Source organism: Solwaraspora sp. WMMB762 (assembly GCF_049179115.1).
Taxonomy (GTDB): domain Bacteria; phylum Actinomycetota; class Actinomycetes; order Mycobacteriales; family Micromonosporaceae; genus Micromonospora_E.
In genome coordinates, this window is record NZ_JBMHMD010000001.1 from 2,952,275 (window position 1) to 2,967,274 (window position 15,000).

Consider the following 15,000-nt stretch of genomic DNA (forward strand, 5'->3'; position numbering starts at 1 on the left):
GTCTAGAACCCCCTACCGGTCGGGAACACGGTAATGATGAAGAACTGTGCGGGATCGCTGCCCGGCACCATACGGAGCGTTATGCTCATCATGCTCGTGACATGGTATCGCGCGACCGGCTGCCCGGGCTGGTACCCCGTGCGGTTGTAGAAGCCCTCGCCGATGGCGCGACCCATGTTTATAACATTCTTGTGGTAGCGGTTCAGGGCGAGATCTTCGCGAATGGCCGCCCAGTTCTGCTGGAGGTATTCGTTGATCGTGCGGTTCATCGTCGATGGGCCGAGCCACCGGTACGAGAAGTTCTCCCGGCCCGGCCACGGCGGGTCGCCGTAGATGCGGCCCTCGATCGTCCGCGTGGTGGGATCCCGGTGCAGCGGCACGGTGGAGTCGTGCCGCTCGACGGTGTGCGCGCCGTGGGCCCCGTACGTCGCGTCGTGTTCGGCCAGGTTGATGCGCGGCGGCTCGGGGCCGAGATCGTTGTAGATCATCGCGGCCTCGGCCGTCTCCACGCGATCGGCCGCCTGCTCGGGCGTCTCGTCGGGCCGGGGATTGGGGTCAAGGTCACTGCGGTCGAACGGGAGATAGTCACTGGACTGCTCGCCGCGCAACGCGTTGACCACGTCGGCGGAGCCGGGTGTCGCCGATCCCGGGTCGGTCGGCGGCACCTGCGCGGGATCCCTCACCGCCGGAGTGGGGTCCCCGGGCCCGTGCGCCGGACCGACGAGCACGGAGGTGGGATCGGCGGCGGCCGGGGTCGAATCGGCCGGCCGCCCGGCCTCCTGCGGCGGAGCGGTCTCCGGCGGCGGGCCGGTCTCGGGCGGCGGAACTTCGGCGCGCGCGGGCGTGCCCCCTTCTGGCGCGGCCGGAAGCGCCGGTTGCGGGGTCTCGGCGGCCTGCATCGTCGGCGAGAGCGGCCGGCCCAGCTCGGCGATCTGGTCGACCTCGGCCCGGTAGCGGGAGGCGATCTCGCCGCGCAGCCGCTCGACGGTGTCGATGAACCACTGCTCCTCGGTCGCCGTCCAGGTGCGGGTACGCTCGGCCTGCACCGCCTCGGCTGTGGCCGGGGGCCGCGCCCACTGGCCCTCCGGTGTGAGGTGGTTGCTGTAGAGCTGCTCACCGCCCCGGCGGAAGACGAACACCTGGTCCGACAGGTGTGTCGCGTCCAGCGCCCTCGCCGCTCGGATCACACCGTTGTACGTCGCGTCGTGGCTGGCCTGCTCCACGTACCGGCCAACGCCGCGCTCGGTGAACTCGCTCCAGTAGCGATCCAGTACGCCCAGTCGGCTGCTCGCCTCCGGCACCGCGACGATCGCCGTCTCGACGCGGTAGCCGGCCGCCTTGAACTTCGCCGCGATCGACTCGAACTCGGCCGGGGTACGCATCGCGGTCTCCAGCACCACGTCGTTGCGGTTCGCGATCGCGTAGTTCTGTGCCTTGTCCCACCAGACGTCGCCGTCCGGGCGTACGTACGCGCTGGCTGTCGTCTCGTCGGCCGCCTGGAGCCGCTCCATCGCGGGATGGTGGGGGTTGTAGTAGTCCATGTTGACGTTGATGTACTCGCCTCGCGTGGCCAGCGCGTTCTTGATCATGTTGGTGATCGCGGTCTTGCCGGCGCCGGTCTGCCCGCCGACGAAGACCACCACCGGCTGTTCCTGCGAGGTCCTGCCCGCCAGGCGTTCCGGCACGATCAGATCTCGGAAGATCCGCTCGTTCTCCGCCTCCGAGAGCTTGTACGGCTCCGCCCCGTCGCGCGGTGGCCCCATGTTGTCCAGCGCGGCACGGGCCTCCGGGCTCAGGTTCGGGTCGACCATCCCGCGCCGGCCCGCCGCGCCCGGATCTTCCGGGCGCAGGCCGAGGTGTTCGCGGAGTGCGCCGATCTCGGCGTGTGCGTAGCCGGCGTGGCGGGGGTCGGAGAGGATCCGGGCCAGTTCTTCGATCTCGGCCAACCGGCCCACGTCGTGCGGGCTGAGCTGTGAGCCGTCGATGAACTCGCCCGGCCGCAGCACGTCCGACGAGGTCCGGTCCAGCCCTTCGGCCGCGCGGTGCAGGGTCGCAGAGAGTTCGGAGACCTCGTGTGCCATCCCGCGGCGGATCGCGGGTTCGGAGGCCCGGTCCGAGACCTCGATACGGTAGCCACCCCCGTCGGACGGGACGGTGCCGCGGGGCAGGTCGTTGCCGAGGTCGTCGACCGGCACCGAACGCGCCACCGCCCGCTGCGGCAGGCTGTCGGCGGGGACGGCGGTCAGGCCGAGGCGGAGGCCACGAAGCGGCGCGTCGCCCGGTAGCCGGTTGACAGCGCCGTCCAGCGCCTCCTGCCCGACGCGCAACACGGCCGCTGGATCGGCGTCCGGGCGCCCGTACCCGTGGAACTGGGATCTTTCGACGCGGGAGGCGGTGATGTCGCGCGGCGTGGCGGGCTCGGGGCCACCGACAGCGCGGGCCGCCTCGGCTTGGAGCTGGGCGATCGCTGCGGCGATCTCGTCCGCCGACCGGGGCAGGTAGGTCCCGTCCGCGGTGCGTACGGCCAGGTTGTCGCGCACCCAGCCGACGACCGGCTCGGCAAGCATCGGGTCGGCGAGCATCCGCTGGACCGCCTCGGGCGCCAGCGGCGAGGGCTCGAGCGGCACCGCCGGTGTGGTGTCCAGGAAGGTCACCCGTTCGGGCCCGAGCACCGGCGCATCCGGGCCACCTTCCTCCAGCCCGGCCAGCGTGCCGTCCTGGCGCGACGGCCCGTCGGCGGGTGGGCGCAGGTCGGACAGGTCACGCAACTCGTTGTGCAGGGTGCTCCACGCGTTGCCCAGTTCCCGCTGGACGAGGCCGGCCCGGGCCATCGGATCCGCTGGGGCGTGCGCGGGCAGGATCACACCGGCGGCGTCGGCCTGCCGCCAGGCACCGTGCACGAACTCCATCGTCGGGCGCAGCACCATGGGATGGCCGGGCGGCAGCGACGAGTTGACCTGGAGTACGACGCGGGCTTCCAATCCGTCCGGGTAACGCACGGTTAGCGTGCCCGACTCCGGATTCCACATGGCCCGGTGCGGCTGGTCTACCACGTCCACGTTGCGCCCGTCGAGCAGGCCGGTGACGTGCTGGTCGATCACGGCGGCCACCGCGTCGGGCACCTCGGCGACCCGGGTCGTGGGCACCGGCTCGACCGGCACCAGCCGGTAGGGGACCTGCTCGCCCGCTACGCCGCGTACGAGCCCTTCGCCGGCCACCTGTTCTGCGCCTTGTGATAGCGCAGAATCTTCACGAACACGGCCGAGAACTGGTGGTTCCGGTCCCCGTCCAGTGGCCTCCCCTGTTCCGACGCCTTCTCGATCACCAACCGGCGGTCCATCTTCTCCGGGATCCCGAGAATATATTCGACCTCCCGACTGTCTTCCCTGGTCTTCTGAAAATCGAGCAGGATCGCCACCTAGGTTCTCCCGTCCCCTAAAAATCTCCAGGTCTTCTCCGGTGCGATCTGGAAAATAGCCCTCGTGGTCCCGTTCCGGGACGAACTCGTCGCCGCCCCGCCCCGGCGCATCCGGGTCGCGCGGCGGCGGCGCGTCGTCGCCGACCCGTAGCGGCTCGACCGGCACCGGCGTCCGCTCGATGGTACCCGGCCTGGCGCCCCCCTCGTCGCGGACCTGATCGGCCGCGCGCGGCGACGAACCGCCGCTGGGAGCGGGTGTGGCAGGCTGGCGCGGGCCCGGCCCCGCGCCGCCGTCCCCGCCCCGGGCGGGCAGCGCCTCGCCGCGCGTCAACGCGTCTACGACGGGCAGCGCCGGCGCCACGACCCCGCGTGGCGTCTCGGCTTCCGGTGCGCGCGGCGCGGACTCGCCGTCGCGCCGAAGGCCGATCCCGTCGCCGTCCGGCAGGCTCCCGACGCCGTCACCGAGCCCTGGGGCGAAGCCCTCACCGCTGCGCACGCCGGCGAGACCGCCGGGCAGGCCACCGGATGTCCGGCTCCCGGCGGCAAGTGAGTCGGGCAAGGTGCGGATGTCGGCGCCGCCGATCCGCGAAGGCGCGTTGACGCGTACCATCTCCAGGTTGTTCTGGGCCCCGAAGATGGCACCGGCCATGCCACCTTTCGCGGCCTCGTGCCCGACCTTCGCCCAGTCGTCGGGATCCCTCCAGTCAAAGCCTTCCTCGCTGGCCATCGCGGTGCCCAAGCCGACCATGCCGCCGGCGGCGGCGCCGCCGAGGATGTGGCCGCCGAGCCCGCCCCACATGCCGAGGCCGAAGGCCGCGCCCTGCGCCGCCGTGACCGCTGTCTGTGTCATGTCGATGCCGCTGCGGTTGCCGTCGAGCACCTGCAGGCCCTGGCCGAGCAGGTCGCCGCCGCCGAGGAAGCCGGCGCCGAAGGCCACCCGGATGCCGAGGTACTTGGCCAACTCTCTGCGGAATGCCACCTCAGTGGCTTCGGTCGCCGCCCGGGCGAGTCCCTGCTGGACGGCGCGCTCCAGCATCTGGTTGCCGGCGTAGCGAGCCGCCGAGTTGGCCGCCGTCCGGCCCGCCGCCTGCGCTGCGGTCCGCGCGCCCCAGCTGACAAGAATTTGCTGCTGCAGTTCGCGGGCCACCTGTGAACGCGCGGCGTTGGCCGCGGCCCGGCTGCCCAGACCGCGGCCTAGTTGGTTACGCAGCGCCGTGCGGGCGGCACGGTTCATGGCCTGACCGGCCAGCCGGTCGGCGACGGTACGCGCGACGACGTTGCGCGGGGTAAGCCGGGTGAACGTGTTCCTGGCCACGGTGCCGAGGCCCCGGCCGGTGGTGGTGGCAGCCCGGGGCACGGCCCTTACCACGGTTGGCAGCACCCTGGGTGCCGCCCGCACGGCAGCGGGCAGTGCCCGGGTCGCGAACTGGCCCAGCCCTTTGAGGGCGGTACGGAACGTGATGCCGGTGATCGCCTGAACGATCTTGCGGACGGCTGCCCACATCGCGGTCCGGCACGCCGCGAGGGCGGGCGGCACCCCGCCCATCGATGTGCCGGCGCTGGGGATCAGGGCGGCGATGATGATGTAGAGCGAGACGGCCAGCATGATCAGGTTGATCACTGCCATGAACTTCATCATCTCGACCTGGAGCGCGAGGCCCTGCACGCCCTGCTGCATCGAGGAGACGCTGTCGGCGGTCGTCCGCAACGCCTCCAGGTAGCTCATCCACTGCTGGGCGAACTGCATGGCCGCGGCGTCGCCGCTCCACGCCTCGATGATGCTGTCGGCGGCGGGGCGCACCTCCTCGTACGCCTCGGCGAGTCCGTTCGCGACCTCGCCCCAGGCCTCGGCCAGGTCGTAGAGGCGCGCCCCGTCCGACAGCGGGATAGGCCCGAAGATGATCTCACCAACGGTGCTGTGGATCCCCGGAATCCACTCCTCTATCTCCCAGAACCAGTCCAGGATGTCGGAGAGGACGTGGTCGCTCACCCGCCACCTTCCCTGCTCACCGCCGTCGGCGAGCCCGGCGTGGTCGACTGTGACGCCGGATCAGGTGCCCGTCTGCCTGATGTCCGTGGCGTTGTCGTCGTCGGTGCCGGCGTAGCTCCACATCGCGGTGGAGACCTTTTCCCCCAGGTCCTGCAGCGCCTGGCCGAGCCCGATGGCGCTCTGCTTCATCGCCTGGTTGGCGGGGATCGTTTCGCCGTCGCCGTTGTCGACGGCCTGGTGGTAGTTGGCCAGGAACGGCTCGGTGAACTTGTCGGGCGGCAGGCACTCCTCGTGGTTCTCCAACTCGGTGACCCGATCGGTTGCGCCCTGCATGTCGTCTCTCAGGGTGCCGCCCCGATCGCTGAGCCGGTTGGCGATGCCGACGATGTCGCCGATGCTCGTCTTGATCTCGACGAAGCTACCCACGGTCCTCGTCCTCCTTCAGCCGTACATCGGCGTCGTGGCTGCGTACGAGCTTGGTGATGTCGAGGCCATCGGCGAGCCGGCCCGAACGCAGGTCACTCGGCAGGGTTTCGTCGATGATCTCGGCACTTTGCCGCGTCGCGTCCTCGACAGCGAGCCGCACGGTCTGCACGATCGCGGCAGACAGCGCCTTGGAGTTGGGCTTACGGAAGACACGCGGATCGATGTCGAGTTCGAGCAGGTGCCCACGCGGGCCGACCACTGCCTTGATCATGCGGTCGTCGGACCAGGCGGTGCCGGTGACTTTCAACATTTTCTTGTGTAGATCGGGCAACTCGGCAGTGGCACGCTTCAAATCGCCGATGATGCCGCTCAATGAATTCCAGTCAGGACGCTCCACCGCAGCAACCTCCCCCGACAGCCACGACAGCGGTACCCAGAAGGATAGCGGGTACTGGCAGTACCCGGCGCAGCCGTCATCCCGGCGATCACCCCGGACGCCCGGGTACGTCGCCGGGATGCCGACCCGCGTGCGCTTCTTCGTTCAGGAGCCGGCCGATTCGTTCAGAAGCCGGCCGAGAGCTGGTTGTCGACCTGCTGCATGCGCTCAGCCGAAGCACCCACCGTGGTGCCGAGGCGCATGAGCGCCTCCTTGATCTCGTCCGCACCCTGGTTCCACTTGATCCGGGCCTCGTCGCACGCCTGACCCGCGGCGCCCGACCAGTCGTTTGCGAAGAGCTGGGTGAAGGACTGGTACAACTCGCCCAGCATACGGTCCATATTGCCCTGGTAGGTGCCGATGGCTGTCGCCACGTCGGCGATCTGGCCGAAGTTGTAGGTAATGGGTTGACCCATGGATCTATCGCCTTTCGGCTCTCGACGGGTGGAACAACGACGGTCAGCCGCGCAGCGCGTTGATGACGGTGCTGTTGCCGGTCGCCTCAGCGGCGGCACGGATTTCGTTCGCGGCGTCCTCGTCGTTCACGCCGTACTGCGACGAGGCATTGCTGATCTTGCCGGAGAGCTCGTCCAGCGCGTTCAGGATCGTCGTGAGACCCGAGTTGAGGTCAGCCGACACCCCCTGGAGCGCGTTGTTGGCGGCACCGCTCATGCCGCCACCACTGAGCGACTGGATCCGGTCGAGCAACTGCGCCATGCCGGTGGCCAGCGTCTCCCCGGTGTCCTGACACCGCTGCGCCATTGCGTTGAGCTGTTCCTGCGTGGCGTGTACCTGGCCAACGCCTGGAGTACCTGTCAAGGTGCGTTCACCCCGCTCCTCTGTCCCGCCCCCCGCTTCAGGAGAGCCTCCCCACAGGACACACGAGACCCATGGCCCTGTCTCCGTAACCGAGGGTAGCGCCACTTGTCCACTCAGGCCAGGTCGAGGGCGGGGCATTTGCCTGTTATGCAGGCTATTACCACGTCTCGCGCCGACGTGCGCTAACCGGTATCCCCACGTGCGGCGCCCGGCTACGCTCGGTTCGGGGACAACACCGGGGAGTGTGGTGGACCGCGCGTCTGCCGGAACCGACGGGGAGGGCTGGTGCCGGACGAGGAGCTGCCGTACGAGGGCTGGGACAATCCGTACGAGAACGAGACGAGCGAGAACCTGAGGTTCGACTGGAGTGACGGCCGGGCCGACATCGACGTCGACCTCGACGGCATGGCCGAGTACGCGCAGCACGTGGTCGACATCCAGAGACACCTGCTGGACAACATCGGCAGCCTCTCGCTGCTCGCCTCGCTGCCGGGCAAGGCGTGGGAGGGCATCGTCCTGCCCGAGGGCGCCTACACCATGACGAGGATGCTCAACAACTACAACGAACTGCAGGTCTACCTCAGCCACCTGGCCACGGCGCTGATGAACGTCGGGTCAGCCGCGCAGACCGTCGCCGACTCCTACGGCGGCACCGATGGCTGGTCCGCCGCCGACCTCAACGCGATCGAGTTCGCATTCGGTGTCTCGGGCACCGAGCGGCCGTCCGGGCTGCCCCCGATGATCGAGGGCACCACGTACTGGGACGCCTACTTCGACAGCCTGGACAACGGCGACACCGCCGCGCCGCCGGCCACGAGCCCCTTGTGGACAGATGCCGGCCGGACCACGAACCCGGACGGCAGCGTCACCCGGACGGCTACCGGCCCCAACGGCCAGCGGATGGAGATCCGGACGTTCACCGTTCCGGGCAGCTCGCAGACGGTCACCACGACAACGGTCTACGCGGCGAACGGCACCCAGCTCAGCTCCAGCAGCACGACCACGTTGACGTACCTGAGCGGCAACACGGTCGTGAAGCGGACCACGAACCCGGACGGCAGCACCACCGAGGAACGCACGGCGTACGAGGGCGGGGAGGTGTCCTCCCAGAGTACGGTCAACCAGGACGCTGACGGCAACACCACGAGTTCGACCGAGACGGTGACCAACCCCGACGGCTCGCAGACCACGACCAGGGAGGACGCCGAGGGCGAGGAGAGCCACGTCGTCACGATCGGCGAGCAGACCGAGGGCGGCACTGGCACACCCGACGACCCGGCCAACGAGGCGATCGAGCGCATTCAGAGCGGCGAAGGATGGTAGGCAGCCATGGCTGAATACTGGGGCGCCCAGGCGTACTACTTCTCCGGTCCGAACGGCGAAGGCACGCACTACGTGAGGCCCGAGCCGACAGAGGTCGACTTCACCATGCCGGCGAGCGAGGACAACCCGAAGACCATCGACGTCATCCGCCAGCAGATCATGGGCCAGCACCCGGAGGACATCGCCGCGTTGGCCGATCAGTGGATGAACGCGTACAGCCTGATGTCCCACATCAAGAACCTGCTCTTCGAGCAGAGCGACCTGCTCTACCAGGAGAAGTGGACGAACGGCGAGGCCCGCGACGCGTTCATGAAGCGCGGCCCGGGTGAAACCCTCGCCTATCTCGACGAGTGGATGGACAGCGCGCTGAACAACGTCACGGCACTCCGCTCGCTCGTCCACATCGCACGGGAGTCCCGCAGGGAGATGGAAGATCTCTGGCAGGAGTACGAGGGCGCGATCAGGGAGGCGGCGCAGCTCGACTGGGGCACGCGTTTCGAGGTGGCGTGGCAGGTCTGGCGCTGGGACGTGGACGCCGCGCGCAAGGAAGAGAAGATCGAGGACGTCAACAACAAGAAGAAGGAGTACAACCGGGAGGCGCAGGCGCTCGCCTGGAGGTACGCCGAGCAGTACTGGGACGTGCAGAACAAGATCGGTGGCGGCCACGGCCCCCTGTTCGTCCCCATGGACGCGGTGATGAACCCGCCGCATCCGCCGTTCCCCTCGCTCCCCGGCGGCCCGCCCCCGGTCGCGCCGCCTGCGGTCCCGCCACCCCCGGTCCCGCTGGCCACCCCGCCGCCCACGGCGCCGGTCACCACCCCGACCGCTCCCCCGACACTTCCGCTGAGGCAGCGGATCCTGAACCTCACGCAGAACCCGCCCGCGCCGCCCTCGGCCCTGGGCACGCAGAACCAACCCACGCCGAGCGCCGTACCCGATCCTGACCTGCCGCCCGCCTTGCCAGACGGCCTGTCGGCGGTGAACCCCGCCACCGTGCCCGGCTTCGTCCCGCCACCGGTGCCCGGCACCAACCAGGGCCTGCCCACCGCGCCACCCGCGACGAGCCCGAGCACCGTACCGAGCGCCCTCAACAAGCCGCTGGGGCAGCCGTCCCTCCCGCCGGCCCCGGGCATGGGCGGGCTCAAGAAGGGCGTCCTGCAAGGGAAGACCGGCGCACCGGGCCTGCCGCCGGGGATGACCCAGCCACCAGGCCGTACGCTCGGCCGCAAGCCGCCGGGCACCGGCCAGGAGGACCGCACACTGGTCCCCGGCCCGGTTGAGACCGAGGACGCGTTCTCCCGGCCACCGGGCAGCACCGCGCCGCCGGTGCTGAACAACCAGCGCCCCAACCAGCGCCGGCCCGGCAGCCGGGAGGAACTGACGCCGCCGGCCCGGGCCGGGGGTCCGCACGAGCCTGGTACGCCGCTGCATCCCGGAGCCGCCCCGCCGGTACTCAACCGCCCCGGCACCACCCCGCCGCAGCAGAAGCCGACCGGGCCCGGACGACCGGAGCGGGGAAGAACCGGTGCCACCCGGTCGCAGCAGCCGCCGCCCGGCTCGGAGTGGACGGGCGTGCGGACCGCGCGCGACGACGCCGGCCCGCCGGTCCTCGGCGCCCCCACCCCGCCGGCTCGCGGCGCCGGCTTGTCCCGGCTCGAAGAGGTGCCTACCCAGTTGCGCGGGCGGAGCACCGAGGCGGCGGCGCGCCAGGCGCCCGGCACGGTGTCGCCAGAACTGGCGGCGCGGCGTTCCGTGTCGCAAACCGGTGTGCCGGGTGCCGGCGCCGCCGAGGACGGCCAGAAGATCGTCACCGACGAGGAGGCGTTCAGCGTCGAGACGCCCGGCGGCGGCGTGGTCAAACAGCAGCAGCAGAACACCGGCTACCGCGCCGAACCCCCCACCGTCCTGGGCGGCAACTAGGCTGAGTTGGTGGCGGTGAAGATGTTGCGGGAGGCGGCCAGCCCGAGCAGGGTCGCGCCGAAGACGACCACGCCGACCGTGCTGACGCCGCCGACGGCGACCAGCGCGCCCACGGCGATCGGACCGGTGGTCTGACCGACGCTGCGGGAGAGCGCGTCGGTGGCGGCTGCGGTCGCCCGCAGCTCCGGGTTCCAGTTGACACTGATCGCCATGGACAGCGGCATGAGCGCGCCCAGGCAGGTGCCGAGCAGGACCAGGGTCAGCGCGACGGCCACCACATCCAGCCCGGCGAACGCGACCGCCGCGTATGCGGCCGCCGCGAGCGGGATGACCAGGTAGAGCCGGGTGAACAACTGTTCGCGGCTGATCCGTTTCAGCGACATCCGGTTGATGAAGCTGCCGGTGAAGACCCCGCAGGGGATGAGGATCGACACGCCGATCCGTTCCAGTGTGCTCAGGTCGGGTAGCCGGTCGAGGAGCACGCTGATGCCGAAGTGGCTGCCCTGCATGACCAGGCCGATGCCGATGCTGGACAGGATCAGCCAGCGGCGGCGCCGTTCGCCCAGCATCCGGCGGATCGCCCGCAGGGTCAGCTGGATCCGTTGTCCGAACGGGACGTCGGCCGGATGGGTGGCGGGCGGGCGTTCCCGGCCCAGTCTGGCAACGAGTACGACGGCCAGCAGGACGGTCGCGTAGCCGGCGCCGACCGCGAACACGATGACCGGCTGCTGCAGCGACGCGGCGAACGCGCCCAGCGCGAGCGCCGAGGCGGCGCCCATGCTGACGAACGTCTGCAGCATCGAGTAGCCCCGGTCGCGGGCCTTTGGGTCGCCCTGGGTCAGGTCGGCCACCAGCGCCTGGCCGCAGAGCGCCACGGCGCCGCTGGCGAAGCCGGTGAGCAGCCGTCCGACGGTGAGTACGGCGTAGTTCTGGTACAGGCACAGCAGGATCGACACGACGGCGTTGACCAGCATCCCGGGGAGCAGGATCCGGCGGACCGGAACGAGGTCGAGCAGCGGGCCGGTGAGCACACCGGCGGCCGCCGTGGCCACGCTGTGCGCACCGATGGTGATGCCGATCTGGGCCGGGCTCAGGTCGAGACTGCGCCCCAGGCCAACCGAGATCGGTATGTACGCCAACTGGGTGAGCGGGTTGAAGAACACCAGCAGCGGGGGTACGGCGGCGGCCAACGGGGTCCGGGCCGGGCGGCCGGCACCGCCGCTCACGGCCGGCCTCCGCCGAGGTACGGCCGCGCCGGCTGGGGCATCCGTGCGAGCAGCGGCCGCCGGGACGGCCGGGGCGTCAGGCGGTCGGCTGGCGTTCCAGCAGGGCCGCCATCTCGTCGAAGGCAGGAGACGAGTGGGTACGGAAGATTGCCTCCGCCGCGTCGAGGTCCCGGTCGCGGCAGGCCTTCAGGAAGCGCCGGTGCTCGTCGAGCCCGTCGAGTCGCCGCTCCTTGGACCGGGTGAACGCCACCGAGAGCATGCCCGGGGTGGCCGACCGCAGCGACACCAGCATCTGGGTGAGACGCGGCGACCGTGCCGCGTTGTACAGGAACACGTGGAACGTCCGGTTCAGCTCGACGTACTTGCCGAGGTCCGGGTCGCGTTCCATCTCCTCCTGCATCCGTTCGGCCTCGGCGAGCTCCGCCTCGGTGATCCGTTCGGCGCACAGTCGGGCCGCCAGCGCTTCGAGGGTTTCCCGCAGTTGCCGGATGTCGCGCAGCTCGTCCGCGTCGATGGCGGTGACCGTGGCCACCTTCCTGGCGTGCACCTTGATCAGGCCCTCGGCGGCCAGGTCGCGCATCGCCTCGCGTACCGGTGTGGGGCTGACGCCCAGCAGCTGCGCGATCTCGGTCTGGACGATCCGCGACCCGGCCTTGAGCGTTCCGTCGACGATCGCCGAGCGCATCCAGTCCCGGACGCGTTCGTGGACGGTCCCGGAGATGCCGGCGAAGGACGTCGCCTCGTGGTTGTCGGACACCACTGCCATGCCCTCGATTCTCCTCACCCCGCGGTACACCCACCGGCGTACCGTCCGATGGCTCGATTCTACAGAGTCGAGTCGTCAGACAATCGCGGTTGCGGGGTCTCGTGCGTTGCGCCACGTCAGGTCCCGTCCTCTCGGCGTTCGGCACCGGCTGCGGCACTCGCATCGGCGACGGTCTCGGCATCGGCGAGTGTCCACCGGCGCAGCGCGGTCAGCCGCCAGCCGAGGATTCCCATCACCGCCGCACAGGCCAGCCCGCCGGAGACCATCGCAAACGCCGGACTGCTGAAACTCGCCGTCGCCCCGGCCCGCGCATCGCCCAGCAGCGGCCCTCCGGTGACCACCCCGATGTGCACGGCGGAGAGCCGCCCCCGGAGGTGGTCCGGGACGCTGAGCTGCAGCACCGTCTGGCGGAACACCGCCGAGACCACGTCGGCGGCACCGGCCACCATCAACAGGGCGATGGTCAGCGGCAGCCAGTGCGACACCCCGAACCCGGCGATCGCCAGGCCCCACACGATGATCGAGATGATCACGGCACGCCCGTGGCGGGTCACCGACCCGACCCAGCCGGAGGTGAGGGCCCCGATAAGTGCCCCGGCGCCCGGGGCCGCGTGCAGCAGGCCGACGGTCACCGCGTCGCCGCCGAGCTGGCCGAGGGCGATCGCCGGGAACAACGCACGAGGCATACCGAAGAACATCGCGTTCACGTCGGCGAGGAAGCAGCCCATCACCGCCGGCTTGCTCCGCAGGTAGGTGAGGCCCTCGATCACCGACTTGAGCCCCGGCTTGGTCACCTGGTGGGCGGGCGGCATCGGCCGCATCCGGGTGAGCACCGTGATGGACACCAGGAACGTGACGACGTTCAGCGCGTACGTGGTCGACAGGCCGAGCGCCGCGATGACCACGCCGGCGACGGCCGGGCCGACGATCGCCCCCACCTGGGTGAGGGTCTGGTTCAACGCGAACGCGGACGGGAGGATCTGCCGACGGACCAGGCCGGCGACCGCCGCGCTGCGCGCCGGGCTCTCCAGCGCCGAGAGTCCGGCCGTGACCGCCACCAGCACGAAGATGGCCCAGATCGGCGGGCTGTCGAGCAGCGCGAGCAGCGCCAGGCCGCCGACCACGACGGCGAGCAGACCCTCGGTGACCACCAGCAGCTTGCGGCGGTCGACGGCGTCCGCCACCGACCCGCCGAACAGCGAGCAGACCATCAGCGGGATGAGCTGCGCCAGGCTCGCCAAACCGACCATCAGCGTCGAGTCGGTCAGCACGTAGACCTGGTACGGCACGGCGACCCTGGTCATCTGGGTACCCAGGATGGCGACGGCGTGGCCGGTCCAGAGCCGCCGGAAGTCCGGTGACTCGCGCAGCGGGGTGACGTCGATGACCAGGCGGCGACGGACGGCCCCGCTGCGCTGCGTGCGTCCCTGGTTGTCGGTGGCGGTCACGCGGTCAGCCGCACCGGAAGAACTCGCGCGGCACCGAGTGCAGCGATTCGAGACCGGACGCGGTGACGACGAACATCTCGCCGTACTGGACGCCGGCGAGGCCGTCGGCTGTCACCACGTTCGGTTGCACCACCAGGCACATGCCCTCCCGGTACACGAAGCCCTCCGGCTCGCCGCGGTAGGTCTGGCGGGTGCGGACGATGGCCGGCAGCTGTGCGCAGCCGTGCACCAGGTCGTCGTAGATGGTGTAGCCGTGTCGCTGGGCGACCTCCGCCGCGTCGAGAATGTCGGACACCGTCGCGCCCGGCTTGATCACCGAGCTGACGGCGTCGAACACCTCGAGCGCGACGTCGTGCAGCCGGGCGTAGAGCGGGGTGGGGTCCGCGCCGATGGTGTAGCTGCGCAGCACCTGGGCGGAGTAGCCGGCGTAGTTGGTGCTGAGCTCCGCGACGAGCGCGTCACCGACCTGGAGCCGGCGGTCGGACTGGTGCTGGCACGGTACGCCGCCACGCGGGTCGGCCATCTGGGTGGCCACCATGAAGTGAATGCCGTTGATCCCGCCGTCGGCCAGGTAACTGTCCTCGATGATCCGGGCCAGCTCGTGCTCGGTCATGCCGGGCCGGGCCTGCTCGGCGATCGCCATCGCCGACGCGTCGCACATCCGCGCCGAGACGGCCAGCCGCTGCAGCTCCTCGGCGCTCTTGATCTGACGCTGATCGGCCAGCTGCCCGCCGAACTCCACCCACTCCACCCCGGGGAAGGCGGCGGTGAGCCGGGCGTACTCGCGCCAGGTGACGGTTCCGGCCAGGCCGACCCGGCCGGTCGAGACGCCGCGTTCCCGCAGGCATTCGACGAGGGTGGGGGTGGTGTCGACCGAGCCGGTCGGTGCCGAGCCGCCGAAGCGTACGTCCGGGAACCGGGACATCCGCCGGGCCAGCGGCAGATGGTTCGACAGCTGGATCAGCATCGTCGGGTCGCCGTGCCGGGGGAACAGGACCCAGGCCTCCCGCGTCGACCACCAGTCGCTGAGGTACAGCACATTCGGGTCCCGCCCGCCCCGGCCGCAGACGACGACGAGTTGCAGGTCGAGGGCGTCCATCCGGGCGCGGATCTCGGCGTCGCGACGGTCGAACTCGGCGGCGGTGAAGTGGGGATAGTCACGGTCGGTCAGTGGCAGCGCGGCGGTGGTGGTCATGGGTCCTCACTAGGGTGTTACGAAGGGTGGGTG

The 15,000-nt window shown here is 70.5% G+C and carries 11 protein-coding genes; 2 read left to right on the forward strand and 9 right to left on the reverse strand.

The features are described 5' to 3' along the window. Positions 1-2 precede the first annotated feature (2 nt). From ACN27J_RS13080 to ACN27J_RS13100, 5 genes are all read right to left on the reverse strand, one after another. Positions 3-5,408 (reverse strand): zeta toxin family protein, encoded by a 5,406-nt coding sequence (locus ACN27J_RS13080; protein ID WP_421366368.1) that lies wholly within the window; start codon positions 5,406-5,408, stop codon positions 3-5. A gap of 60 nt (positions 5,409-5,468) precedes the next feature. After that, the gene (locus ACN27J_RS13085) at positions 5,469-5,834 is read right to left on the reverse strand and encodes a hypothetical protein (RefSeq protein ID WP_278170989.1); all 366 of its coding nucleotides are present in this window, start codon (positions 5,832-5,834) and stop codon (positions 5,469-5,471) included. Further along, complete coding sequence (locus ACN27J_RS13090) at positions 5,827-6,231, reverse strand: YbaB/EbfC family nucleoid-associated protein (RefSeq protein ID WP_421366370.1); 405 nt, start codon at positions 6,229-6,231, stop codon at positions 5,827-5,829. Before ACN27J_RS13090 ends, ACN27J_RS13085 begins: the two co-directional genes overlap by 8 nt. A gap of 164 nt (positions 6,232-6,395) precedes the next feature. Beyond that, positions 6,396-6,686, reverse strand: coding sequence for a WXG100 family type VII secretion target (locus ACN27J_RS13095; protein ID WP_421366372.1), 291 nt, complete (start codon positions 6,684-6,686; stop codon positions 6,396-6,398). Between the two features lie 43 nt (positions 6,687-6,729). Continuing rightward, on the reverse strand, positions 6,730-7,227 hold the full coding sequence (locus ACN27J_RS13100) for a WXG100 family type VII secretion target (RefSeq protein WP_421366374.1): 498 nt from the start codon (positions 7,225-7,227) through the stop codon (positions 6,730-6,732). Between the two features lie 147 nt (positions 7,228-7,374). Between ACN27J_RS13100 and ACN27J_RS13105 the strand changes: the two genes are divergently transcribed. Together ACN27J_RS13105 and ACN27J_RS13110 are read left to right on the forward strand one after the other, a co-directional pair. Then, positions 7,375-8,412 carry a hypothetical protein gene (locus tag ACN27J_RS13105; protein ID WP_421366376.1) on the forward strand — a complete coding sequence of 346 codons (1,038 nt, stop codon included), beginning with the start codon at positions 7,375-7,377 and terminating at the stop codon, positions 8,410-8,412. Between the two features lie 6 nt (positions 8,413-8,418). Continuing rightward, entirely contained in the window at positions 8,419-10,332 is a 1,914-nt protein-coding gene (locus tag ACN27J_RS13110) for a hypothetical protein (protein ID WP_421366378.1), read from the forward strand. Here the strand turns inward: ACN27J_RS13110 and ACN27J_RS13115 are convergent. The 4 genes from ACN27J_RS13115 to ACN27J_RS13130 all read right to left on the reverse strand — a co-directional run bounded on the left by ACN27J_RS13115 (position 10,329) and on the right by ACN27J_RS13130 (position 14,967). Continuing rightward, on the reverse strand, positions 10,329-11,558 hold the full coding sequence (locus tag ACN27J_RS13115) for an MFS transporter (protein WP_421366380.1): 1,230 nt from the start codon (positions 11,556-11,558) through the stop codon (positions 10,329-10,331). The two genes, ACN27J_RS13110 and ACN27J_RS13115, sit on opposite strands and share 4 nt — an antisense overlap. A 76-nt stretch (positions 11,559-11,634) precedes the next feature. Further along, a complete protein-coding gene (locus ACN27J_RS13120; protein WP_421366382.1) occupies positions 11,635-12,324 on the reverse strand; it encodes a GntR family transcriptional regulator in 690 nt (229 codons plus the stop codon). Positions 12,325-12,440: 116 nt separating this feature from the next. Beyond that, complete coding sequence (locus tag ACN27J_RS13125) at positions 12,441-13,772, reverse strand: MFS transporter (RefSeq protein ID WP_421366384.1); 1,332 nt, start codon at positions 13,770-13,772, stop codon at positions 12,441-12,443. A gap of 4 nt (positions 13,773-13,776) precedes the next feature. Next, complete coding sequence (locus tag ACN27J_RS13130; RefSeq protein WP_421366387.1) at positions 13,777-14,967, reverse strand: M24 family metallopeptidase; 1,191 nt, start codon at positions 14,965-14,967, stop codon at positions 13,777-13,779. Between the last annotated feature and the right edge of the window lie 33 nt (positions 14,968-15,000).

Excerpts from the sequence above, each read along its gene's own strand:
- ACN27J_RS13095 (WP_421366372.1), bottom strand. The coding sequence starts at position 6,686 with ATGGGTCAACCCATTACCTACAACTTCGGCCAGATCGCCGACGTGGCG.
- ACN27J_RS13100 (WP_421366374.1), bottom strand. The coding sequence starts at position 7,227 with ATGCCCCGCCCTCGACCTGGCCTGAGTGGACAAGTGGCGCTACCCTCG.
- ACN27J_RS13110 (WP_421366378.1), top strand. The coding sequence starts at position 8,419 with ATGGCTGAATACTGGGGCGCCCAGGCGTACTACTTCTCCGGTCCGAAC.
- ACN27J_RS13120 (WP_421366382.1), bottom strand. The coding sequence starts at position 12,324 with ATGGCAGTGGTGTCCGACAACCACGAGGCGACGTCCTTCGCCGGCATC.
- ACN27J_RS13130 (WP_421366387.1), bottom strand. The coding sequence starts at position 14,967 with ATGACCACCACCGCCGCGCTGCCACTGACCGACCGTGACTATCCCCAC.